21 protein-coding genes and 1 pseudogene are annotated in these 25,217 nt (G+C 40.6%); 5 read left to right on the top strand and 17 right to left on the bottom strand.

The genetic code is table 11. The features are described 5' to 3' along the window. Nucleotides 1-84: 84 nt before the first annotated feature. The 9 genes from V5J77_RS04705 to V5J77_RS04665 form a co-directional block, all read right to left on the bottom strand. Entirely contained in the window at nt 85-3,138 is a 3,054-nt protein-coding gene (locus tag V5J77_RS04705; protein ID WP_338554636.1) for an ATP-binding protein, read from the bottom strand. Then, on the bottom strand, nt 3,138-4,283 hold the full coding sequence (locus tag V5J77_RS04700; RefSeq protein WP_338554635.1) for a response regulator: 1,146 nt from the start codon (nt 4,281-4,283) through the stop codon (nt 3,138-3,140). The genes V5J77_RS04705 and V5J77_RS04700 overlap by 1 nt, the downstream gene beginning before the upstream one ends. 36 nt (nt 4,284-4,319) lie before the next feature. Further along, nucleotides 4,320-4,889, bottom strand: coding sequence for a hypothetical protein (locus tag V5J77_RS04695; protein WP_338554634.1), 570 nt, complete (start codon nt 4,887-4,889; stop codon nt 4,320-4,322). A gap of 90 nt (nt 4,890-4,979) precedes the next feature. Beyond that, complete coding sequence (locus V5J77_RS04690) at nt 4,980-5,231, bottom strand: hypothetical protein (protein ID WP_338554633.1); 252 nt, start codon at nt 5,229-5,231, stop codon at nt 4,980-4,982. Between the two features lie 111 nt (nt 5,232-5,342). Beyond that, nucleotides 5,343-5,921, bottom strand: coding sequence for a DUF4256 domain-containing protein (locus V5J77_RS04685; RefSeq protein ID WP_338554632.1), 579 nt, complete (start codon nt 5,919-5,921; stop codon nt 5,343-5,345). 87 nt (nt 5,922-6,008) lie between these two features. Beyond that, the gene (locus V5J77_RS04680; protein WP_338554631.1) at nt 6,009-6,716 is read right to left on the bottom strand and encodes a DNA alkylation repair protein; all 708 of its coding nucleotides are present in this window, start codon (nt 6,714-6,716) and stop codon (nt 6,009-6,011) included. A 540-nt stretch (nt 6,717-7,256) separates the two neighbouring features. Beyond that, nucleotides 7,257-8,918: a restriction endonuclease gene (locus V5J77_RS04675; RefSeq protein ID WP_338554630.1), complete on the bottom strand. Its 1,662-nt coding sequence runs from the start codon at nt 8,916-8,918 to the stop codon at nt 7,257-7,259. Between the two features lie 16 nt (nt 8,919-8,934). Beyond that, entirely contained in the window at nt 8,935-12,483 is a 3,549-nt protein-coding gene (locus tag V5J77_RS04670) for a restriction endonuclease (protein ID WP_338554629.1), read from the bottom strand. A gap of 118 nt (nt 12,484-12,601) precedes the next feature. Further along, nucleotides 12,602-13,120 (bottom strand): HNH endonuclease signature motif containing protein, encoded by a 519-nt coding sequence (locus tag V5J77_RS04665; protein WP_338554628.1) that lies wholly within the window; start codon nt 13,118-13,120, stop codon nt 12,602-12,604. Between the two features lie 722 nt (nt 13,121-13,842). Between V5J77_RS04665 and V5J77_RS04660 the strand changes: the two genes are divergently transcribed. Then, nucleotides 13,843-14,451 (top strand): transglutaminase-like domain-containing protein, encoded by a 609-nt coding sequence (locus tag V5J77_RS04660; RefSeq protein WP_338554627.1) that lies wholly within the window; start codon nt 13,843-13,845, stop codon nt 14,449-14,451. A 92-nt stretch (nt 14,452-14,543) separates the two neighbouring features. Here the strand turns inward: V5J77_RS04660 and V5J77_RS04655 are convergent, their stop codons facing one another. Beyond that, nucleotides 14,544-14,762: an S-layer homology domain-containing protein gene (locus tag V5J77_RS04655; protein ID WP_338554626.1), complete on the bottom strand. Its 219-nt coding sequence runs from the start codon at nt 14,760-14,762 to the stop codon at nt 14,544-14,546. Between the two features lie 249 nt (nt 14,763-15,011). On the opposite strand from V5J77_RS04655, the gene V5J77_RS04650 reads away from it, so the two are divergent. Further along, nucleotides 15,012-15,473, top strand: a complete 462-nt coding sequence (locus V5J77_RS04650) for a response regulator transcription factor (protein ID WP_338554625.1) — start codon at nt 15,012-15,014, stop codon at nt 15,471-15,473. A gap of 142 nt (nt 15,474-15,615) precedes the next feature. On the opposite strand, the gene V5J77_RS04645 is transcribed toward V5J77_RS04650, so the two are convergent. Beyond that, the gene (locus V5J77_RS04645) at nt 15,616-16,206 is read right to left on the bottom strand and encodes a TetR/AcrR family transcriptional regulator (RefSeq protein ID WP_338554624.1); all 591 of its coding nucleotides are present in this window, start codon (nt 16,204-16,206) and stop codon (nt 15,616-15,618) included. Between the two features lie 148 nt (nt 16,207-16,354). Between V5J77_RS04645 and V5J77_RS04640 the strand changes: the two genes are divergently transcribed. Then, the gene (locus V5J77_RS04640) at nt 16,355-17,269 is read left to right on the top strand and encodes a 2-dehydropantoate 2-reductase N-terminal domain-containing protein (RefSeq protein ID WP_338554623.1); all 915 of its coding nucleotides are present in this window, start codon (nt 16,355-16,357) and stop codon (nt 17,267-17,269) included. A gap of 537 nt (nt 17,270-17,806) precedes the next feature. On the opposite strand, the gene V5J77_RS04635 is transcribed toward V5J77_RS04640, so the two are convergent. Beyond that, nucleotides 17,807-18,091, bottom strand: coding sequence for a hypothetical protein (locus V5J77_RS04635; protein WP_338554622.1), 285 nt, complete (start codon nt 18,089-18,091; stop codon nt 17,807-17,809). 477 nt (nt 18,092-18,568) lie between these two features. Between V5J77_RS04635 and V5J77_RS04630 the strand changes: the two genes are divergently transcribed. Beyond that, nucleotides 18,569-19,564: a serine hydrolase domain-containing protein gene (locus V5J77_RS04630; protein ID WP_338554621.1), complete on the top strand. Its 996-nt coding sequence runs from the start codon at nt 18,569-18,571 to the stop codon at nt 19,562-19,564. Nucleotides 19,565-19,740: 176 nt separating this feature from the next. Here the strand turns inward: V5J77_RS04630 and V5J77_RS04625 are convergent, their stop codons facing one another. Continuing rightward, nucleotides 19,741-20,142, bottom strand: a complete 402-nt coding sequence (locus V5J77_RS04625; protein ID WP_338554620.1) for a hypothetical protein — start codon at nt 20,140-20,142, stop codon at nt 19,741-19,743. Between the two features lie 305 nt (nt 20,143-20,447). Then, nucleotides 20,448-20,639, bottom strand: coding sequence for an S-layer homology domain-containing protein (locus V5J77_RS04620; RefSeq protein ID WP_338554619.1), 192 nt, complete (start codon nt 20,637-20,639; stop codon nt 20,448-20,450). A gap of 143 nt (nt 20,640-20,782) precedes the next feature. Between V5J77_RS04620 and V5J77_RS04615 the strand changes: the two genes are divergently transcribed. After that, nucleotides 20,783-21,613, top strand: coding sequence for a helix-turn-helix domain-containing protein (locus V5J77_RS04615; RefSeq protein WP_338554618.1), 831 nt, complete (start codon nt 20,783-20,785; stop codon nt 21,611-21,613). Nucleotides 21,614-21,873: 260 nt separating this feature from the next. On the opposite strand, the gene V5J77_RS04610 is transcribed toward V5J77_RS04615, so the two are convergent. From V5J77_RS04610 to V5J77_RS04600, 3 genes and pseudogenes are all read right to left on the bottom strand, one after another. Beyond that, nucleotides 21,874-22,281 carry a (deoxy)nucleoside triphosphate pyrophosphohydrolase gene (locus V5J77_RS04610; protein ID WP_338554617.1) on the bottom strand — a complete coding sequence of 136 codons (408 nt, stop codon included), beginning with the start codon at nt 22,279-22,281 and terminating at the stop codon, nt 21,874-21,876. 15 nt (nt 22,282-22,296) lie between these two features. Next, nucleotides 22,297-23,544, bottom strand: a pseudogene (locus V5J77_RS04605) (DUF3427 domain-containing protein); the annotation flags it as partial. Next, on the bottom strand, nt 23,527-25,203 hold the full coding sequence (locus tag V5J77_RS04600; RefSeq protein ID WP_338557093.1) for a hypothetical protein: 1,677 nt from the start codon (nt 25,201-25,203) through the stop codon (nt 23,527-23,529). The pseudogene V5J77_RS04605 and the gene V5J77_RS04600, both read right to left, overlap by 18 nt. Nucleotides 25,204-25,217: the final 14 nt, after the last annotated feature.

The raw sequence follows: 25,217 nt of genomic DNA, 5'->3' as shown, positions 1-25,217 counted from the left end.
CCATCGAAAAACGATGAGAGCCTGTTATGAATGCCTGTATGGAGACCTATTTTGAAGCTCTGCCGCGTTCAGCCTAGCAGCCTGTTAAACCCGCGAGGCAGGGATACGTATGGTGACTTTTGTACCGAGCCCTAGCTCGCTCTCCAGCTCCAGCGAAATTCCGTATTCGTATTTCAAGCGCTTGTTAATATTACGCAGACCGACCCCCTGCGGCTCAGCTGCATCATTGCGTTCAAGCAGCGTCTTCAGGCGTTCAGATGCGATTCCTACTCCATTGTCGGCTACGACCATTCGCCAGCCCCAATCAAGCTCCTCCACCGTCATTGTAACCATGCCGCCTTCCATGCGATCACCGATGCCGTGACGAATTGCATTTTCTACAAGCGGCTGCAATATAAGCGGCGGCATTCGCAAGCTATATGCAGACTCCTCAATCGTATATTCGAAGCGAATTCGATCCTTGAAGCGGGCCTGCTCGATCTCCACATACGTACGGATAAGACTAAGCTCTTCTGCAAACCCTATGCGCTCCTCCGTATTGCTGAAGCGAAAGCTTCCCCGCAGGTAATCGGCCAGATCGACAATCATCTTCCGAGCGCGCTCTACATCCTTATAGCTTAATGCCACAATACTATTCAGCACGTTATACAAAAAATGAGGCTTGATCTGCGATTGTAAAAACGCCACCTCCAAGTGGACAGCGCGCCCAAGCGATTCCTTCATGGCGAGCAGGCTGCTGATCCTTGCCTTTAGCTCATTAGGATCGAATGGCTTTGGCAAATAATCGTTAGCCCCTGCTTGGAAGGCCGCTACTTTATCCTGCGGCTGATAAGCTGCCGTAACCATCAGAACGGGCAGCTCCAGCAGCGAATATTGCCTGCGAATTTCCTGGCACACTTCATAGCCTGACATGCCTGGCATCATTAAATCGAGGATAACGAGATCGATTCTGCCCGATTGATCCAGCTGCTCCAGCGCCTCGTACCCATTCTTGACCGCGATGACGTGATAGTCGAGAGCTTGAAGGGCGTCTATTAAAACCTTCAGGTTCACATACTGATCGTCGACGATTAGTACCGTATGCTTTCCACTTGGATTTGAATAATACGGCGTCTGGAAGGAATAATCGGGTTCCTTGAGCATCGCCTGAGCATTTGAATAGACTGAGAGAGCAGACGCTTCTCCCCGCTCCTCCGCAATCGGAAGCGTGAATGTAAAGGTCGATCCAACTCCCGGCGTGGATACAACCGCAATCGTTCCCTTTTGCAGCTCGACCAACTGCTTCGCAATGGGCAGCCCTAATCCAAAGCCGCGATGCTGTGCTCCCTCAAGTGACTTAAATGGTTCAAAAATATAGGGAAGGTTTTGCGGATCAATACCTTCTCCCGTATCCTGCACCGAAATTTCGAGTTTTCCTCCCTGCTCTCTGCCGGTAATGATGATTTCTCCGCTTTTCGTATGCTTAATCGCATTATCCAGTAAATTTCCGATAATCTGACTCAAGCGGGTTTCATCGGCAAAAGCGGATGGCAGCTGCGCCGGCACCTGATTCACGAGCCTAATCTGGTTTTCCTTACATAAATAGGAATAAAAGCGCACCTGCAACTCTGCTACCGAACGAACATCAATCGGCACGGGAACCATCCTCATCTCGCCCTGCTTCAGCTTGGATAAATCCAGAATGTCATAAACGAGCTGCGAAAGCTTCCTTGTAATGTCGGTCATTAGCTGGAGCTTTTCCCGTTGCTCCGCAGTTGGCGGATGCGCAGTATCGCTTAGCATCAATTGGGAAATATTTAGCACCCCATGAAGCGGCGTCTTGAATTCATGCGAGGTTCGGGCGAGAAAATCATCCTTTTGCTTGTCCGCTTGCAGCAATTGCCCAGACAGCTCCTCAATTTTTTGGAAAGCATTCGAGAAGCGAAGCGACATCAGCAAGGCAAGCATTAGCAGCACAAGAAAAGGCTCAATCGGCGGAAGCGAATAGATGGGCACACCGAAATAGACGTTCATATTCTGGTTCAGCACTAGCGCATTCAATGCCATTGCCGCCACAGCTAAAAAACCGCTGCCCGCTACTTTATGCAAAGCCGTATATACGAATACATATGTGGCATACAGCAGCGAAATCGTAACATACAGCGAAGTCACTTGGCGAAAGGGGCCTGTTGAAAGCTGGGAGGCAAAGCCCATATTCAGCATAACAAGTATCGCTCCAGAGGCTAACCCTCCTCGAGTAAGCCATTTAAAGCAGTAGGGCCGAAAAGCAGTATAAACATAAAGAAAAAATCCTAAACCAACGCCCACTGTAGAGACCATCTGGATACGAAAATACACCCAGAATGGAAGGGGGCCGACCGCATTAAATAGCACTCTTTCGCCGCTTACGCTTGTAAATACAGCAATACATAAGCAAACGAAGCCAAACACTACCAATGAAAAATCATTTCGGCGCTGCGAGAATAGCCCAATAAAATATAACCCCATAATCAGAAATGCCGTTAACGCGATCCAATCATGTGCGGTCGCCTGATCGCGAATGTCGGACATTTGCTCAGCCTTGCCTAAGAGAAGGGATTCACCGATCCCGCTGCCAACATGAAATTCATAGTTGGCTACCTGAACCAGAATTTCATTCCAGCCTGGCTGCAATGTAAAATAGCTTACATATGGTTTATTAAGCGCTTTGTAATGCTCTTGCTCCGCCGGATTCCCGCTTGCTCCGACAACCTCCCCGTTAACAAGGAGTCGATTAGAAATTAGGATTGACGCTGTTTTCAAGCCGTAGACAGCACCCGCATCACCCATCTGAAGCTGCAAGCGATAGGTCGCCATGCCAAGGGTGTCCATCTGCTTTGACCATGATCCGGGAACCTGAATGAGTGCAGGTGACATGACCCCCGCAGCGTCAGAGGAGAAAGCGGGCTGCTTGGTGAGCAATTGATCTGGATAAAATGCCCACTGACCATCCAGCCGAACCGCCCCTTCCTCCTCGAACCTCCACGCCGTTAAGTCCATAACCCCATTCACAGCTTTCGGCATAGGCTTCAACTGAATAGTAGAATAAGTCAACAGCATAACGTAGGTTGCAATCAACAAAGATAAGGTTATGAGCGCCGCCGTCATTTTTTTTCTCATCAGCCTTGCCGCTCTGTTAGGTCTGTCGTTTCTTTAATTAACCGCAAGGTCTCTGCCTCTAGCTCGACACCCAAATGCAAGCGGACTGCTTGTTGCAGCTGGAGACAAACACGGTACGCCTCATTGCGATTGCCCATCTTCAAATGCAGCTTAATCAGCTCTCGTCCGTCCAGCTCCGAATCCGGGGCTAGCGACAATAGCTTTTGCAGGCTGTCTATTGCAAGCGAAAGATTGCCCTGAATTTGAAAATGTGCACATGCTTTGCGAAGCACGTGTATGTACGAGGCTTTCATTTCCAGCTGTCTAGCAGTAGCCCAATTGAAATCGCAGGCCTCCATGTATTCGCCTTTGTACAGCTGATTTATTTTATGATAGGCCCTTTCATCAAGCTCCTCCATAGCCAAGGTACTGCTGAGCAGCTGCTCAAATTCGATGACATCAACCTTCACTCCATCCAAGGAAGCGCCAAAGCCTTGATCCGCTTTTGTAATATGAATCGGAATATGATGCTCCGCCAGGCTTTTCCTTAAATAAGACAGGCATGTATACAAATATGTCTTTGCCTTGCTCAAATCATAGCCCGGCCATAATGCTTCAATAATGGAGGCAGTCCCAACAGACCGCCCGGAATAATGGATCAGAAACGCGCAAAGCTCCTTTTCCTTCTTCGTCTTCCATGTCAGCCCCTTGCTTGTGTGATCAGGCAATACAAGCTGGAAGCCTCCCAAGCATTGAACAGCGGGGCTCGCCCCCGCTCTTTGACGTGAAAGAATAGCGGACTCGGCCAAGGTTTGCTTAATGCGCGACACCGTGCTCTGCAATCTGTCTATTGTAAATGGCTTCAGCAGGTAATCAATCGACTGAATTTCAAACGCTTCGACCGCATATTCGGCAAAAGCCGTTGTGAATACGATCGGCATTTGCGGGAGCATGCTTCTGATGATTCTAGCAGCCTCCGTGCCCTTCATTCCCGGCATTTGGTTGTCTAAAAACACGGCATTCGCGGGTGACTGGCCTAAAGCCTCAATCGCTTGAATCGGATTCATAAATCTTCCTACTACTTGAACATCGTCCATTTGCCCTAGCAGTATTTCCAATAAATCCAGTGCATCCTCTTCATCGTCAATGAGCATTACACGAATCATTCGTTCTTATCTCCTTCAACTATTATGCCTGTACCATCAGAACGTATGAAGCCGCAGCTCATAAAAATACTGCACGCTTGGATGCTTTAGCTTTATTTTTTCATTCAGGTTTACTATTCGTTTTTTCCCGACACGTCTGTCTACTAAAGCTAAAATATTCAATAGAATATCGCCGCTCTCCATACTTTCATCTATAGGGGAGGATAAAAAATGATTCGCTACAACGACAAAATTGGATTTGCTTAGTGCGGACTGTGCCGACATCAGCTCCTTGGCATGCTCGGATATTTTTCTGCCTCGGGCGATGACTGCCAGTCGCTCCTCTGGAACTTGCCCCTTAGTCTCTAGTCTGACTGCTTCCATTTCAGCAGGGCTGATCGAAAGCTGGATACTTGAATCATTTTTAATTTCCAGCTCCGTCTTAAACCATCTAATGGAGCTCGCAGCATCACTCATATTAAGCACGTTCTTTTTATCTACCGCTAAATAACAAAGCCCTGCTTTATCGGGCGAATAACGATAGCTGGTTGAACGGTATTCGACTCTTCCAATTAACGCAGGACAGAGAAAGCTCTCCAGATTTTGTTTCATTTTACTCCAGGACATGTGCTCCTCCTATGTTCTCTATTAATAACTGCCTCTTGATGCAGTCTTGCTATCATCTATAATACAATAACCAATCCCAAGCCTCTATGTTCAAATAAAAAAACCTCCGCCGTTGAGAGTAGAGGTTAAAGCATTCTTATTATGTAAATATGTATTGCCAAATTCAATACTGAATTCAAAACATGATGCTGCTATTGTTTCAATTGGAATACACAAAGAAAGGAATAAATCAAAAAGCGCTAATAATTCTCTCTGGCACCAGCTATAGGTATACCATAGGCCGATAGCATTCTTTGCATAAACAACATCTCGTAAAAGTATTTGCTCTTCATCGTCTATCATTCGGAATTAAGTGTCTCCGACATCGTAAAACCAGACGTTATGGACTCTTCCAGTGTATGTTTATATTCCCTGCTATCTATTGTAAAAAATCAATCGCTCTCCACCTGAGGGCTACACCCTTAGCCAGCCCCGGAACCCTCTAGCGCCATAATAGGATTCTGCTCCATTGTGATACATGAAAACCGTATTATAGCGGCGATCACAAAAAACAGCACCGCCAAGCTCTCTAATATTAGCGGGCGTTTTCACCCAGCTTGACGTTTTTAAATCGAATTTCCCAAGCTCCTGAAGCTCCCGATATTGCTCTTCTGTCAAAAGCTCAATACCGATGAACTCCGCCATTTCTACGGCACTATTTTGCGGCTTGTGCTCTTTCCGAGACTCTAGCGCTTCACGGTCGTAGCAAATGCTTCTGCGGCCTTTAGGACTTTCCGCCGAGCAATCTATAAAAATAAACTCGCTCGTCTCAGTATCATAACCAACGACATCCGGTTCACCGCCGGTTCGCTCCATTTCATAAAGCGACCATAGCTTTCCAGCTTGAGCTTCAAGCTTCGCCTGGACGCTCGCCCATTCAAGACCTTGATGCCGATTTGTATTTTTATCGAAACGGGCTTTCAAGACTTTAAGCAGCTCCTCCTGCTGCTCGATTGACAGCTCCTTTGAAGCGCTGTTTGGACTCGTTGTCATCTTTATTACTCCTCTCCATATTATGCTGCCGCCTTACATGATTCAGCCTGATCAAGGCTGCACGGTTCTCTTGAACAAGCGCCAGTATCAGCACCTTACGTAATTGCGTTTAAAGCCGATTCGTCCTTTATCGACTTCCTTCTGAATATTGCCCGATGCGTTGAGCAGCTTGCTCTTGGATTTCGCATCCACGACCTCCACCGGACCAATAGCCGCGGCGGTTTCGACTGCCTTGTCATGCAGCGGCACATAGGATACAGCTGTCGTATAGACGAAATGATTCATCGCGTATTTGGCGCGGTCGGGAGCATCGTGAATCGTATCGCGAACCTTATCCAGCATTCCGGCCAGCTTGCTCTCGGAAAACTCGCTGTCCTTACGGCTGCCAAGCAGCCAGCAATAGCAGCTCCAGCCTGCCGACATACGCAGCTCCTCGCCGCTTGCAATCCATTTATCAGCCACCTGCTGCGCAATATCCGTTTCTGAAAGCGTTACGGCTACGACGTAATCAGACAGCATGAAGAAATAAGCAGCGTCTATCCAGCGTTCAAAGTCAGCCTCCGACATCGCCTTAGGCTCCGCAATAACGCCGGCAAAATACATCGCGTCATAATTTCCTGTCGCATAAAGCTGCTCAGCCAGCGGCTGATTTTTTTTCGTTTTCCGGGCAATCGGCTTCATCACGCCTGTCGCCACACCAAACAAGGGCTCATGAGCTCCATTGGAAACATACTTTTTTTTGGTGTGCTCCTTGCCAAGTGCTTCAAGCTCCTGCATAACCTCTTCGACCTTCATCAGAATCCCTGCTTTCTCTGGTCAGCAACCATCTTATTGTAAAGAGCCTGTCCGATAACTGAAATGAGGCTTTATTCGTACTCCTCTTCATTATAGATTTCCCAAAGTGAAAAATCAGCAAACCTTCTACCTAAATATTCGCTTTATTTCTTCATGAAACGATAACAGCCACAGCTCCAGCCCTTTTTATTCGGGTAATTCCCATGGTCGCTGTATCATGGAGTAGGATACCGCATCATTCAAGCCCAGAATGCTGCCGATGTCCAAATTCAAGAACACCAAGCGCTATTAATCATTGTAGTAATGATGGACAGCAAGTCTGGATTACCGCTCCGTTACTCCATCAATTTAACGATATAGCCTCCGATCAGCAATACTCTATAACCGAAAAGCATGCGCAAGTCCCGCAAATCGACGAGTTACAATTTGAAACGAAATGACTATTTCCTGAATTTTTGGCGTTTTGATGCGAAAAAGCCGACCTCCTAGTGTTCGGTAGTCGTCTTTTATATCGTTTTTGTGCTAATAAGGATCCTTGAATTAAAAGTACAACTGCTCCGTTTTGTCTTCCATGGTATGCTCAAATTGTTCTATTTTTCTCCTAACAAGACCATAAGCTCCATCATTTTCGTCTATGCCTTTCAGTTCACTAAGACAAATTGGAATAATCATTTTGCCACCCGATAGTTGATGTTTAATTTCTTTCTCTGCAACTGACGTAAAGCCAGCTCTGCTGAAAAACATTGCACCAATAATGCCTTTAGCCTCCATAGTCGCAACCAGGTTACGAATATCCGATACTACAACTTTAGTCTCTCGATTCTTGCATTCGACTAAAATCAAAGCACCGAGTTTCCACAAACTAGAATCATATGAAACATTGCAGCAGTAAATATCAACCTCTGCCCTTCCTTTTCTTGATCTAACATCTGTAATTTTTATACCCGGTATTGTACGAATAAAATATTGCGCTAGTTCCTCCAGTTTTGTTCCTTTTTCATAAGAACAAGATACCGTCTCCAACTGAGATAGAGCATACTTCCAGCTATCATTATTCCAAGGAATAGTGTCATTCATATGATCTACAACCAGGCCAGTATTTTTATGGATAAAACGATGAACTGCAGGTAAATAAGCATTACGATTGCGCATCATCAATAAAATATTTTTAGAAACACCAATTTCCTCCTCACCTTTTAAGTACTCCCTTAGAGAACCTAACTTTTTATTAAATACTGCTATAGATTGATTTACCTCAATATTCTTTTGTTCAATTAATTTATAGGGACAAATATGTCTGCCTAAATATTCGCAATAATCACGGTATAATATTTCAAGTTTAATGTTTTTCAATTCTTCTTCGTTAATTGTGACCAGAGAATAAAGAAAAACATAAAACCATTCACAAATTAAATCGATGTGTTGATAATAGTATCCGTATGCATATATAGGATTAAGTAATATCTCCTCTATTTCACCAACAGTCCATTGCCCAATATGTTTGCTATTTAGCTTACTTAAGCCGACATCAAAATCATCCGCCAGAGGTAAAAATATACCTCCTTCCAATAGCATGCCCCAACTTCCATCTTTGTCAGGAAAAGTGGAAAGTATTTTACGGCCCACCATATTTCGCAAAATAAATGAACGTGTTAAACATTGATAACCTTTTAAAGTTGGTTGCTCACGGTCGAGCCAGAAAGCAATTGTCTTTTCAATCATTTCTAGTGAGTGTTCACTTGGATGATGATCCATATAAAATACTAAAACATCCAAGTCATCCTCAAATGGCTTAAATCCTCTCACCAGCGGAAAACAAACCTTATCAGAAGTTATCACTTCTGATAGATAGAGCCAATAAAAAGATTCTAAGCAGTAATACTCTGTTTCATTGAGGTTTCTATTTATCTTTTTAAGAATATTATCACTTTGTAAAAGATCATCAAAAGCCTGCTTAATCCTTTTTCTCCAAACTTGTTCTGTACGACTAACCTTAGCTGGATGGCCCGCGATAATATAAAGTCTAGGTACTTGCATGCAATCATCAAGATCGAAAGAAATAAGATCCTTTTTCTTAGCCATCCCAACAAAATCACGAAAAGGATAATGATAATTATCGATACATTGAATTATTATTTCTTCATTTTCAACAAAACCATCGACTATAGATAAATGCAAACCCGCACTATCCGGAAATCTCATATCTTAACCACCTTTATTAATCGACCAAAGCAAATCTCCGAGTTTGCGGGTTATTAGTATAAGAATCCAAGCGTAGATTATAATTAGCAGCTACTGTATTCTCTACAATCTCTAATATTTGATGATATGAATTCCATAAAAAACTACATACACCCAAATCGTCAAGGATCTCCAGCAGTTCTGGATTTACAATGTGTTTAGCAAGGTCCAGTTCATATTCATCCTCATCGAGACCTTCTGAGCCATGTTGCATAATAAATCCACTTAAACGTAACAACTCCGAATGATTATTATTAACCTCATCCTCGGAACTGCTCATGTAAAGTTCCACTTCCAATAAATCGTGATCGATAAACTCTAACGCTGAGACCCATAACCCGTTGCAACTCGATCCTGAATTACTTGGAAGAAGTGTATTCTGCGGAATTTTAAAATTCAAAACGAGCTCAAAAAAACGGAAAGCAGAGCTGCATACTGTTTGGGGATTAATCGTATTAACAGCCGTTAAATATTCATTTAAAATCGGAACTAAATAATTTTGATTAAAAACTTGAAGATCTAACTCCGAACATAGAACCCAGATATCGTGTTCATGATCTAGAAAAGCATCTTTCAAATTCAAAAAATCAACATAAGAAACTGCTCGTTGCTTTTCGTTATGACTTAAAATTTTTTTCAATGATAAATATACCTGAAACATAAGAGTCTGAAATTCATACCATTTTCCTCTTTGAACTATAAAAGGAAATGCTAGTAGCGAGGACAAATCTATCTGCCCTGTTTCCAACTTATCCATGAAGGCATGATGATTTTCAATATTCTGCTGTGAAAAAACAATTCGGCCATCTTTCATCATATCAAATGCAAATTCAGAAAACATTTCAACAATAGCATTTACATCTCCATTAGATTGCGTAATACTATGTATCTTAATTAAGTAGGAGGCAAACTGTTCATAAAAATAGGCGCTTGAAAGAGGTAGATTCTTTTTGTCATGATAGAAATCCAATAACAAAGATAGTCTGTTCCAATTGTTGAAAAAGGGATAGATATACCATGGTTTTTCGTTTTCATAGCAGATAATCAACTCTCTGGCTTCTGTATGGGTATGGGAATACACTTTGATAAAATCGTTGATCTCTTCGTCGGAAAATGTTTCATTGACACCTAATAATGCTTCCCTTTCAGCTTTTATCAATTCTGCTGTTTTCCTCTCATGTTCCTCCTCTAATTCAATTTTTTTTCTGTTAGTTTCTAGCCATTCTAACCGCTTTTTACTTTCCGCTTTAACATTATCGTCATCGTAACCAGCAGTCATTCTCATCTCTTTCCAAAACGCCTTGCTATCACGCAACTTATAACTTTTCAATACCTCTGGATAAATAAAATCAATTAGGAAATCGACTCGGTCGTATTCTCCATCCGAAGCAAAAAAATCTATGTCATCCAGAAGCACATATTTAATATCAGCCTTAATTGACTTGTAATTTTTTTTCTTAAAATCAATAAATTCTTTGGGGAATACCTCTTCAAATTCGTTAATCATCAGCAAATGCTCTGCGAATCTAGAGCACTTATAGTAGTTATTAATTAACAAATATCCGTCAACTTCAATTTTTAACGGCATTGCCATTTTGATTAAATAGGGAAATTCGACCATGTCATCATAAGATAATGGATACTCTTCATTATTGAATTTTAAATATAAATCTTGAATTTTGCTTGCGACGAACTTATCTATTTGAGCATTTTCATTAACACCAAAGTTAAATAAAATATCATGTAGCTTCCTCACGATACAGTCCTCAGAACTCACATAAATGGATGCCTTATGTTCAAAAACATCACTCTCAGCATAAGAGTACTTTAATTGATCAAACTCTGAAATAATCTTATCAGTCAGCATATCTTCAAGTTTTTTAGGTAAGCGAATCTTTTTTTGCGAAAAACTGCTCTCATCTGATTCATCATAGATATGGCGATTTATATTCGTTGCCTTAAAAATATAAAGAAGTTGATTTAAAAAGAGGCTACCTTGAATAATTATTCTGCCATAGTGTGATAAATTAACACTAAGATGTTGATATAAAAAATCCTTAATAGAGGGGTTATGAAAATTCACTAAAATCGATGCGGTTTCTCTGTTATAATAAGTTTTTATCATGGTTTTTTCCAACTGTGTAATTATGCCTTCAAATTCTATTGCTTGAATTTGGTTGTCCATTTTACCACTAGCTTCTATACAAGAGTAATAAGTTTCCTTTAAATCAAATAATCTCATAGGTTGTGTTGATAAAAATAAAATAAGAGAAGTTAGTTGAGCACCATAGGTTTGATTTATAAAAATATGCTTCCAAAAACTTAATGGCTCATCCAAATATTTAAGAAACTTCTTATAAAACTCCAAGGGAGAACTATCCTCCAATAAAACTGTGCCTTGATTAAGAAAGGTTTCAATAATTCTTGGACTATAATTAGGATGTTGAATAATTCGTTCGTATCCATTAGCAATTACCCTGACATACTCCCATTCAAAACGTGAGAAATATAGGTGATTAAATAGAATTTTTGTTTTAATCAGGTCTGAATAATCCTCTAGTTGAAGCGAGCATTTTCCAAGGTCGAATGTTCTTTTAAGCTGTTCATCTTGATACTCAATCAGACCTTGCTGTATTACATATTCACGAGAGGTCATTATTAGTAGTTTATTGGGAGAATCAGAAATTTGCCGAATAAAACTAAGCAAATTTTTTCTTTCACTATGAGGAAGCTTTGCATCTTTAAATATATCTCCCCAAAAATCATCCAAAAAGAAAACCTGCTTTTCTTTCTCTTTGTACATTCTAAGAGCCACACCTACAGTATCTGCATAAATGAACTCTTTGTATCCCTTACATTGTAAGAAATAGGCTGATAAACAACGACCTAAAGTTGTCTTTCCAATTCCAGCTTCTCCCGAAATCAAAACGTACCTTGATCTTTCTAAAATATCTAAAGCACGTCCAAAACTAGGATTTTGGACAAACACTCTCACTGTTTTCTTTATTTCCTCTAACTCCCACCCTGATGCTACTAAAATATCTCGATGAACTACTTCCTCAATCAGTGATGTTAAGATGCTGGTACTGCTGAGCCATAGTTTATAATGTGTACGCTCTACATGTTGATATTGCTCTTGTCCAAGTAGCTTATTCAGATCGTCCCTATCAATAATGTCATCATGGCTCTTAATTAACCCTTCAAATAATGCAAATATTTCATCCCGTTTCGTTAATTCAAGTTTTATAGAAGTAACAAGAATATAACGGGTGGGATTTAATGCCCTCGCTCTCAGCTTTTCTTGGTTTTTTAAGACATTCAATAGCTGGTTGTAATTATTTTGATAACATTTTACTTGAACGATAATTTTTTTCATTTCTTCCCAATAGCGAAGATCAACTCCTCCATCTTTACCTCGACCAGAAATTTCAAAAGGTACTTTCTCTTTAATTTCTAAGATATCTCTGACAAATTCCTCAAACTCACGTGGAGATAGACAATTGTGAAAGTCGTAATTAGGGGGCATTTATTCACCTTCTACTATTTTTATGATTTCTATTGTTACACGTATCTCAATGAATTAAATGTTATACTGACGCATTACTGCTGTTTCAGTTTAAAATCAGAAATAAAAATACATAAGCTTAATTGTCTTCTTCATACTTTTTCAATGAAATTCTAAAAACTCCCGCAATTGTTGCTGAATTTAGATACGGATGTCCAAAATGATAGGTAGTTTTTCTAATCTGCTCTTTGACTATTTTATTAAACTTAATTACATCGAATATATTTCTCTCCTTAATTTCCTCCTCTAAAGATTTTCGGTATATAAATTCATATTCTTTCATTCCTTGCTCTACCCAAAATGTGTCGTAAAATGGAGTTTTATAAGCTCGAATCCAATCCCACATAATATCTGGGTCTGCAATATTAGGGTTTTCCAAATGGCATCTTTTACAAAGTAAAACAAGATTAGAAGGCTTATCTTCACCGCCTAAAGAGTCAGGAATAATGTGGCATTTCTCTAATGATTTTTCGTATCCGCATCTCCAACATCTTTCATATGCCTCTGCGGCATCTACACTTAAATCACTTTCATCCACTATTGAAAACCAATAATCCGCAATATCTGTTTTTGAAGTCTTAATATTTCTGTTTCCCATATTCATCTCCTATTATCCTAAATATCATTTGTTGTCATTCAATTACACAATACTTTATACATGTTCAATATCACCGTGCGTCTTAGATATAATGTTAACTCTGCAAAGACGGAAAACACATATCTCTACTAGGAGAGATATGTGGAATGAACATCCGTTCTTATTCTAATGAGCCTTAGTTTGTTTCATAATAATTATTCCGTCATTTTGATTATTATCACCCACTCAATATTACCAATTTTAAATCAAAATAGTAAACCTTAGTGTCGAACCGTGTAGGAAAACAGAACCTCCTCTTACCTATAGAGCAACCTTTAGTAATAGACATACCCTCAAGCGGTTAGATCATGTCCCTCGCCCCCTTCCCTTAACTATTGATCGAAAGATATAGGCCATTTCAAGGATTAAGGCTATACAAAGGATGTAAATAACCAACTCATATAGAATAGAAGATTGTGATTAATAATATTTATGATATAACTTAAAATCAAAATTAATATTGCATAAATATTAGTTATTATGCATAATTATTTAATCCACTATAGTACGTACTCCTCTGTATAAGGGTTTCTACATACCTATAAAAAAAGATTGGGATCTCTAAATTTTAGAAACAATTTCTTTCATAAATAGGTTTTTAAGTGTAGATGAAAATAGATTGCTGAAAAAATCAAAGGAGTATATGAATTGGAAATCAAAATAAACATTATGAGGGAAGCCAAATGACATTTACATGCGAGTCCAATCATTTAGAGGACTATTTAGAATTGTTACCAGAGGTTGATTATGATCATTTTTCAATAAAAGCATTAGCTGCGGAACTGGATAGCCAATCGTCGAATGAAATAGATTATGTTAAAAATGCTTTTGAATATGTCCGTGACCACATCTCGCATTCATGGGATATCCAAAGCTCACGCATTACGTGCAAAGCATCTGAGGTTCTTTTCTTCAAGGAGGGCATTTGTTATGCAAAATCGAATCTATTATGCGCTTTATTAAGAAGCAAAGGAATACCAGCCGGGTTCTGTTACCAGCGTCTAACCTTGGGAGATACTCCTGATACAGGTCACGTCATCCATGCGCTAAACGCCGTTTACATGAGGTCCATTGGAAAATGGATTCGATTAGATGCACGGGGAAATAAATCGGGGGTAGATGCTCAGTTCTCATTAGAAGAAGAGAAAGTGGCTTTTCCAATACGAGAGGAATACGAAGAATTCAATTATCCTGTCATTTATGCGAAGCCCCATGTCAAAACAATCAGCGCTTTACTTCAGCATTCAGACTGCACCGCTATGTGTCTCCATGGTTTGCCTTCGAGCTTGTAGTCATAACTTCTATACTTGCTTTTCCATTGAAATATAAAATGGCGGTACAGGGATATTTCCTCTGTAGCCGCCATTTTAATGAGCCAAGTGACCTACTGATTTTGCCGAGCCAGCATGTTGATCAGAACGGTTACTGTCTCCGCTCTCGTCGCATTGCCAGCCGAATGGAACCGATTATTCCCCATACCTTGAATGATGCCAAGATTTTTTATCGCAACTATCGCGCCTCTCGCCCATTCAGGTATTTCCTTGTCGTCCACGAAGCCCGTTGCTCCCGATTCGGTCGGCAGCTTAAGCGCACTAGCAATCATATCAACCATTTCCGCACGAATGGAGCCGGTTCACGCTATTCACTTCTTGCGGGATTTTTTTGAGCAATATGAGCTGGTTGTGCGTGACGCAGGTTTGGATTTCATACTGGATATCGGAAATATGGAGGATCAAGGATCAGGCTTGCCTATTGTCGAGGTGGATGCCCAACGATTGGAGCAGGCGTTGTTTAATCTAGTTTTTACACGAATGCGCCAATCGTGTTTCTGAGCAGCCGTGAGGAAGACGAGGTGAAAATCAGCGCATTATCCGATGGCGGCGACGATTATGTGACCAAGCCGTTCAGTCCGGGCGTACTCATGGCCAAGATCAAGGCTCACCTTCGCAGAGTGTCGACAAGCAGAAGGGAACAGCTGCTGGAGTTACCGGGTTTGACACTGGATTTCTACGAACAGTCCGTCAACCTAGATAGTAAAACCATCTTTTTATCGAAAAAAGAATTTAGTTTGCTGTCCCATATGGCACAAAACGTTAATCGTGTCGTCACTGTCGATACATTGTTCCATCTTATCTGGGGAATGGAGAGTTTGGGGGATACGAGAACGGTCGCTGTGCACATCAGTAATTTACGAAAAAAAATCGAGTCCGATCCCGCTACTCCCGAGAGAATCAGGACGATCCGTGGGACAGGATATATGCTGGTGGCCGACAAGCGCGAGCCTAGCGATATGAGTGATCGTGTACACGACTAATAACGGCTGGCGCAAAGCTATAAGCCGATTCCGAACGCGACTAATCCTTCGTCACACTTGCGTCCTTGTATTACTGCATCGTTTAACCAAAGTTAGTGCTTCGCAAATCATGTCTCTGATTCAATCTCGTTCTCCTCGTCCCTTACTTGTTGTTCAAATTAAGGCGCCGAGGATTGACCTTGCCAAAGATATGATACGGTGTTATCCCATTTGAGAATAGGCTATCTACCAACTTGACCAATTCTTCCGAAGTTAGATCCTTGTCGCTTTGTATCCAAAGGCGAAACATAGATATTAAAGTTGATATGTAAAACTCAATGATATAGGGTGCTAACACATCATTTGTTGGAAGGTCCACAATCAATCGCTCAAAGGGAATTTCTCTTTTCAGGCGTTCGACAAAATGAACAGAACCATAGTCTCCCAAGAGGGCTTTAAGCACTGAAATTTCCTCTGCATTTTCCAAGCATTGAAGTGCATCTTGGAAAGTATGTGTAGAAAACTCTCTGCTCGCCATTTCCTCGTTAATGGATTTCAAGACACGCTCTTCAACGCAGTCCAGCAACGCATAAATATCCGTAAAGTATTGATAAAATGTACTCCGATTATATCCTGATCGGTTAGCAATTTCTTGAATAGATATTTTTTCAATTGGTTTTTGGCTATATAAATCACAAAATACATTTATAAAAGTTTGCCTGGTTTTGTCCGTAATTTCAGGTTGCTTCTTCATGCTTTGCCTCCATTTTCTGTTCAATCGTTTATACGACAGATATTAAAAATCTGATGGTTGATGACCGTATAGTGAATCTATACAATAACATTATACAACACGTTGTTTGATCATGAACAAGGATAAATATATATTTTCAGGAGGCAATATGAGAATTTTATTCTTCGGTAGAGGTGTAATATCAACCCAATATGCCTGGGCTTTTGAAAAGGCAGGGCATACAGTTGAGTTTTACGTTAGAAAAGGCAGAAAAGAAGCCCTCGGAAGCAGTATAGAGCTTGAAATGTGGGACGCACGAAGAGGGAAAAAGCTCATAAAAGAAAGCTGGAACGTCACACTACATGAGGAGCTCCTTCCAAATTATGATCTCATTATTGTGAGCGTCAACACCGAACAGCTTCCAGAAGCAGCACAATTCCTATCCACTGCCGCAACAAATTCCCCTATTCTCATATTCAATAACATTTGGCAGGATTTGAAATCATCCATCACACCATTGTCTATGAACAATGTGGTCTTTGGCTTCCCCGGAGCAGGTGGCGGCATCGCGGACAATCGGCTTAGAGGCGGCTTTTTGAAAATGATATTTCTGGAAAAACCACGAGCAGGCACTGAACCTATCAACCACATGGTCAAAGAACTATTTGAAAGTGCCCATTTTAAAATAAGCTGGATGAAGGATATGCAAAGCTGGCTATGGAATCACTTTGCCATGAATGCGGCTATGGAGACCGAGGTGTTAAAACAGGGAAGCTTTCCAGCACTTATGAATCATAGCAGCTCATTCGCAAATGTCGGTAAAAATATGAGGGAAATGGTTCCTGTGCTTAAAGCAAGAGGCGCAAAGCTGGATATGATTACTCTACTGTTGACGAGGATTCCACCTGCACTTCTCGGCACGCTTTTTAACAAGGTTATTTTTGCAAAGGGAAGCTTGCCACGGCTATTCATACAATATAACAATAGTAAAGCAGGTTTTGCGGTACTTGAAGTTGTGAGAGAAGCAAAAAAGTTAGACATACCTTTACCACGTCTTACTATGGCATTTGAAAACCATGAATAACACAAGGCTAATGAAAATTCCATATCATAAAAATGATCCGGATTCTCTGTCATCATACGGTTCATTTCGGCTTTAGATTCTAATCACAGCGTTAATACCATGAAGATTTTGCACGCTTTCTATGGGGCTAGCGTCCAGAAGAACCAAATCGGCGTTTTTGCCGATATCCACGGTCTCCACATCATTCATCCGCTCCAGAAAGCCAGCCTTTGCAGGGCAGGGCTGTCATCTGAAGAACATGAAGCGGCGGGATATCGGCCTTCTCCACCTCACTATTCCCTCATCAACAATACACAGCACTCCACATGTGTCATATGCGGGAACCAAGAAAGCTGAACACATAGACGGTTACAATGTAGGCATATTCAACCTGTATCTGAAGCAGTCGGCGACCGCAGCGTCAAATGATCGAGGAATACGGTCTGCTGCTGTCCTCATCTTTTACGTAGAGTTACTTTCCAATTACTAAATTTTTAGGATTTTCCTATAATATAGGCTAGGATTGCCTTAACATCCATCTCATTCACTAATCCATCATTATTGAAGTCTGCTGCTGCTTGTTGCTCCACTCACATCCTTAAAGCCGTTACCTGTACCTGTCGTATCTACCTGCCATTGATAGGTAAGGCCACTGCCGCTAGCTATTACAGAGAAGGTAGCAGTTGTCCCAACATCCACCAGTGTATCTTCCGGCTTGCCCTCCGTGCTGCTCACTTCAATGGCAGGCAGTCTATCTGTCCCCGAGGAACTTCCGGCTCGAACCGTCGGACTGACGGACTGACAGACAGCACCAGACAAATAACCAGCAAGAGGGATATCCATCTTCTCCAGCCCGCCCAATTTCGCTCCTTCATCTCATAAAATCTCATGTGCTCAACCCTTTTCTGAAATGATTGCCAAGATTTCCTTGACAGCCTTGTCATCACAATACCATCGCCATTAAAATGCTCTGCTTCCAATGCCCATCTGCTCCCACAGATCGTCATACTTTTGTCCTCTTCCTTTTAGCCCAGCATAAAAAATCACACCTAAAAAAAACCTTGATCAATCATTTTCTCCTCCATACCACTATTGAATTCGGACATAAGCATAGGCGTTAAGCCATAAAAAAAACACTAACCAAAGTTAGTGTAGTGTGTGTTTCCAAGCTGTCGAGAATGTCTCGATAGCCTGAAGGAGGTCTGTGTAGACCTCCTTAACTCTATTTTACCACAACGGTAAAAAAACTATAAGGCTTGTTTTACCAATGTTTTCCTATATGATAAAAGATATAACTTTTAAATACTGGGGGATAAATCATTGCGAACTCTAGAAAGTGAAATTCATGATTTCTTTACATCTTTGGAAAGGAACGAGGAATACAGTGGAAGTGTATTGATCTCTAAGGATGAAAAAATATTGTTTAATCGTGGATATAGCTTTGCCAATCGAGAGCACCAAGTAAAAAATACACCTGAGACTAAGTTCAGAATTGGATCGATAACAAAGCAGTTTACAGCGATGGCTATCACAATACTTCAGGAGCAGGGGGAACTAAACGTAGTAGATAATGTCTCAAAGTTTATACCCTCATATAAATACGGTGATCAAATTAAATTGCATCATTTATTAACACATTCATCAGGTATCCCCAATATTACACAACTCCCTAATATTAAAGAATTAATGAAGCAACCGACCACGACTGAAAAAACAGTTCGTTTAATACTGGACTTGGAGCCTGAGTTTGTTCCAAATTTCAAATTCCAATATAGTAATTCAGGCTATATTTTATTGGCCTATATTATAGAAAAGACTACAGGACTTACTTATGAAGACTTTTTAAATAACCAAATCTTTTTACCCTTGGGTATGAAGAACTCCGGCTGTGATAACCACAAAGAAATAATACCTAACAGGGCACAGGGTTATGAATACGATAATGGCATTGTTAATGCAGAGTATATGGATATGAGTTTTCCAATTGGTGGTGGAAATCTTTATTCTACAACTGAAGATTTATTCAAGTGGGACCAGTCATTGTATACAGAGAAATTAGTTACAAGGGAAAGCCTTGATACTATATTCACTTCCCATGGCTATGGTTATGGTTACGGTTGGTTTATAGATGAAGATCAGAATCGGAGAAGAATTTATCATGGCGGCGGCATTGTTGGCTTTAAAAATGAGATCATCCGTTATATAAATGACAGGTTAACAATCATCATTTTGAACAATTTATCAACTACAAATGTGGAACAGATTAGAAATGATCTAACAAAAATTGTTTTCCCAGAACACTACAACACCATATAATCCAAAAAGGTAAACGTGAGTGGAATACTCGCACAATAACAAACCCAACAAAAAAGAGGGGCGCCCTGAGACTTGTAGTTTACAGCCTTCTTGGCACCCCTTCTGTCTGCCTCGCTCCTGTTTTGTCGCTGCTTCACTAAAGCTTCTTAACCATTCACTGGCAGTTACGCCCCACCCTACCTCAGCGAGGCATACTTGCTAGATCGCGTGAACTCGCGATGGGCTTCCTGAATCGAGTTCACCCGCATTAGCTGCTCCTCGGAGCCACCATGCTTTAGTTGCCCAGCAATCTGCATCAGCTTGAACGTTCTGTAATAACTCGCGTCCGCTTTGCTTCGACTATGCTGCAATACGTCTTTATATGCTTGGCGTTCCATCGAGAGGCTCATTGCCTGATTATACAAATTGGAATCCTTTCGCTGTAAGTAGTTCATTTCGTCGATGCGCAGCTTCTTTCCCTGCATGAGTGTATTTCGAATAGCTGCCACACGCGTCTGATCATTCGTCGCGCGAGCTTCCTTGCTTTGCTGCATCGCATTGAAATAATCGCTGACCAATTGCACGGATTTTACATTCACGCCATTCACTCCTAATCTACAAATATCGTCACATACAACGATGCCTTGGCCCAAGTACACGGCTGCATCTACCATCTCCCATGACAGTTAAATCTTCTTCGGTCAATAAACGACAACGATTACTTCTAATTTATCATGGTAGACTGCTACATAAGTGAAATGTAAAGAAAACTTTATGTTCGCGCTCGCAACGCACCAACGGTAACGAGTATATCCGTTAAGAAATCGTCTTTTTACAACTATTCTAAGCTCTTCATCAGAAAGAGGGGCAAATAACGTTAATCTTGAATAATTAAGATATATCCTTACATTAACACGGCCTCTGCTCTTGCAGCATGGTCTTGAGGGGCGAATTGATTATTGCCCTTCCCTTCCACAATGCCAAGCTTTTTGATCTTTGCTACTGCGCTATTAACCCATGCTGGAATGCTCTTGTCATCTGCGAAACCAGATTCTGAATTTGTTTCGGTCGATAGCTTAAGTGCTTTTGCGATCATCACTACCATCTCTTTGCGTGTAATATGAATTTATTGCTTGGTTCAACTGGTGGTTGAATATTAAAAAAAATCAAATATGAAGTTATTGTTTGTTCCAAGAGACTTCAATAAAATGGAGCCATATGAAGGAGCGTGGGGAATTTATGAAAGAAAAATTAGCTAGAAATATAAGCATATACCGTAAAGAGAAGGGACTTACACAAGAAGAGCTTGCACAAATGCTAGGGCTTTCTTTTCAAGCAGTATCCAAGTGGGAAAATGCTCAGACCATGCCGGATATTTCGTTACTGCCTCAGTTATCAAAAATTTTAGAAATAAGCATTGATAAGCTTCTTGGATATGTAGCGCGAGACAAACCGATTACCATTTATGAGGAAGAATATAAAACAGAAAAATATTACTGGGGAACTGAGCCCAATGAAGCCTGTTATCAGGTTTTACAGTTTATGCCGCCTACAAAGCACTTAAAATTACTAGATGTTGGTTGTGGCGAAGGGAAAGACGCCGTATTCTTTGCTCGAAATGGATATGATGTTAGCGCAATTGATGTTACTGACGCAGGAATAGAAAAGACAAAAAGGCTTGCTGAAAAAATTGGTGTTCATGTCAATGTATTTAAGGCAGACGTTTTAGACTATCGTTTAGATACTCATTTTGACATTATCTATTCTAGCGGAGTGCTGCACTACATAAAACCGGAATATCGTAAAGAAATATTTGATAATTATAAGCAGTTTACAAATGAAAACGGCATACACGTTTTTAATGTGTTTGTAAATAAGCCTTTTATTGCCCCACCGCCCGAAAAAGAACCAAATGCCTTTAAGTGGTACTCTGGTGAATTACTCACACATTATCATGACTGGTTAATTAAGGATAGCTCGGAAATTGTGTTTGACTGCCATTCATCAGGTATTCCTCATAAGCATGCTATGACTAAAATGATTGCACAAAGGATAACCTCGTTAGACTAAAATTGCTAGACGATTACACATTAACAGCACTTTTCACATCACATCAGCAGTAAACAGGCTTTGATAGGCTCCCATCATAGTAGGCAGTAGTAAAAAAATTCTACTGCTGCCATGATGGGAGTTTTTGCGATGTCGAAAAGGAGTCAACGTCTGGTGAGAGCACGGTTCGAAATACCATTTGATTGTTTTTTTGCAGAACAATAGCCATGCTAATCGCTTTCAAATCTGAGGTTTTCTGAGCTTATCATAGCCCGTTTATGTTATTTTCCATCTATCTCTAAGCTCTGTTCGAGCTCCAGCAGCTCAACAAACTTAATATCGGCTGGCGCGAAGCTATAATCTTTCAGTTCCCTAGGGCTCACCCAACGATAGTCATCATGATCGACTAAAATAATCTCACCGCTTATGTATGAAGCTTTATACGCGATTAGCCGGATAGGAGCAGCACCATAATAATGCTCATTCACACCAAACCATTGCTGGGGAGCAATCTCAATTCGCATCTCTTCCAGCAGCTCTCTGCGGAGACAGGACTCCGCCGATTCTCCCTGCTCGATTTTCCCGCCAGGAAACTCCCATAGTCCTTCCTGAGACTTTCCTTTTTTGCGCCGAGCGATTAAGAGCTGATTCTGTTCATTGCTTATAATAGCCGCAGCCACCTCAAGCATTCCAATCCCCTCCTTCTACACAATGGCTTTATTCGCTGCCGGCACTAACGCAGGAGGCATCTCCTTCTTCAAGCGCCACACAAAGCTCATCGGCTTATTTCCCTCATGTCTGACATACTCCACTTCTCCCAAAAATATAAATGGCGACGTAAAGCTGTGCTCTTCCTTGTATTCCCGAACGAATAAGGCGATGCGATGGCCAAGCTGCTTATGATGAATATATCTTTGAGCAGTTTTCGTCTCCTCCGAGATCCGGCTTTGGGTCTGCCAATGAAACAGCCGCTCGTTGATCGCATAGTCTTCATATAGGGTAGACGGCGAAAAATCCTTATCTGATTTATTAAGCGTAATAAAGAAAATATCCGTCCCTTTGTCCTCCAAATATTTCACGCCTTCACGGAAGCTTGGCGCCTTATGCTCGTTCCACACGCCAAAAGCCGCTAATATTTGATTGGTCGAATATCTGCAATGCAGATGGAGTGGACACGCATATGGAAAAGTATTGGACTCGTCAACAAAGTTGATATGCTTCTCATTATAGGACAAAATATCAAGGATTTCTTCCCGGAAGGCTTGGCAGGATACAATAAATTGAATCCCCTGCTCAATGCTTGTAAAGCCCTGCTTGCTCGGCTCTGATGGATAGAACGTATAGTAGAACAGATTCAGCATAAGCCGCTCTTCGTCTGTAGCCGCGTTTTTTTCACCAGATAGGTAAGCAATGAGGAATTTTAATAGCCTGCGTGAGTTAAGGCTGAGCAAGGCGGGCAATCTTTTGACCAAATAGTCCTCCTGCTCGAATGCGAAAGCATCCAGAACCTCTGCCTCCACCATTAAGCCTCGCAAGAAACGTTTTCCTGTTCTCCCGCCATAAAGCTCCTGCAGGGTGATTCCATGGTAATGGACAAAATTCTCAAGGCTCAGCTCAAGTCACGTGTCCCCTTTAAAATACTTCAGCTTGTAAATAAGGCTTCTTCTGTTTATCGTGGCCTGCTTCAAATTATGTAAAATGAAGGTTTTGGCGAGCTTCTCCAGCTGAATAAAGCTTCCCTTCGGAAGACTCGAAAAACCATGCTCTACATAATGCTGGACCGAATGCTTCGTTTTGCCCAAAATCGCACGAAACTTATCTTGAAAATTGTAGTCCTTATGCGATTGGCCGATAAAATCGAGAACCGTCAAGCTTTCCGTCGGCCGCAGGAACAGCACGGTATTCACTTCTGGTATATCGACACCCTCATTGTATTAAGTGATCATTTTTATTCGATAACCATCCATATCTATTATTTGATTCTCAAAATCCTCATTCCGTTTTTTAGCTTTTCCAATAGGGCTGTCTTTGATTAGTAAGTTGAATAAGCAATTCAAAGTATCATTTTCAGTATAACTATTCTCAAGTAATAACCTCATTAATTGAGGCCACATTCCCCATGCAGCTCTTTCATCAGGAAGTTCATTCCCAGAGAATTGCGAGAAGTTGCGTCCGATCACAAATAATCTACTTCTTTTATAATCTTTAAAAGCATTACTTTTCAAACCAAAAGAAGAAGCCAGTTCTTCACTTGACTTATCTAAAAGCCAATTAGAAATAGCCTCTATCCAGTGAGTGCTTTCTTGCTCAAAATTCTTTTTTCTACTATTTCGTTCAAACATAGAATTTGCAAATGGTTCTTGCCATTTTAATTGAAATAATGCTAATGTTCCAGTGTCCTGATCATAAATAAATCCATCTATATCCGTAAGTACTTTTCTATCTAATTTTATAACTATAGGTCGATTAATTTTCAGAAATCTATCTAATGGAAATAATGAATAAAGATCATTTCTAAATATTTCTTCTCTTTTATCTAATGCCCGATCCCAATCCTTCTGATAATGCCTTCTTAACTCACCTAGCATAAATAGAACTGGCTGTGCCATGAATCCAGAATGGAAATATAAAATATGATTACTTGATATCTTTATTAAAGGGGGGATCGGTCCGTTCACCTTAGAACAAGCATAGGTTTTATTTACATCTTGTAGAGTAAAAATGTCTATAAACTTATTCGCTGTCTCAACATCAATTTGCATAGCTTTGGATAAAGATTCTGCAGTATCTGATTTTAACGTAAAAAGCTGAACAAGATTTACAGAGTTACATTCTCCCCCCTTTGCAAGTTGATTAGATGCAAATCCTAAATGTTTTAATGAAAAGCTACTTAATATGCAAAGTGCCTCTAGATAAAATTCATAAGTATATTCACCAAACAACGTATTAGGTGGAAAGGAATCGTAACCCATCTTCTTTTGAATTTCTAATTTAGATAACTTAAAGTAAAAAGTGTCGATCTCCGGCGTCGTATCATACCCCAAAAAATATCCACGCGATATAAAAACCAATTTTTTCATTGATTCATGTATATCCTTTGCTGAACTACCTAATGAATTGGCTTGAGTAGCTTGTGTTCGTGTTATAAATTCATTGTGCCAAAAAAACTCTTCTCTTTCAATGGCTTCCACTCCCATAATAGTATTATTACTGTAACGAACTTGAAACTCTTCGTCAGCTAATTTTTCAACAGTTGCAAGACCAGTTTTGGAGTGATCTATACACTGTTTTAATACTCCTAAGACATTACAGTAATCTAGTAAAGCATCAGCCCACCAAATTAATCGATCATTACTTTTAAAAGATGGAACATTGTCATTATCAATTGCCTTATCAATAAAAACATTAAAAGCAATCCCCCAACCATAACAATAATGTTTAAGAATTTTTTTTGACCTTTCATTTCCAAACATTGATCCAAGTAAATAATAATCCATTGTTCTGACAAGCTGAATAATGGCCTTTTGGTCGTTTTTCAATCCTTTTTCCTTCAAACTGTCGATATTCTTTTGTAATAAGTTATCTAATTCGGTTACTGCTGAATTATTCATGTATACCCTCCTCT

This window comes from Paenibacillus sp. KS-LC4 (assembly GCF_036894955.1).
GTDB lineage: Bacteria > Bacillota > Bacilli > Paenibacillales > Paenibacillaceae > Pristimantibacillus.
The sequence above is the reverse complement of the archived record's forward strand: the minus strand, read 5'-3'. Positions and strand labels throughout refer to the sequence as shown.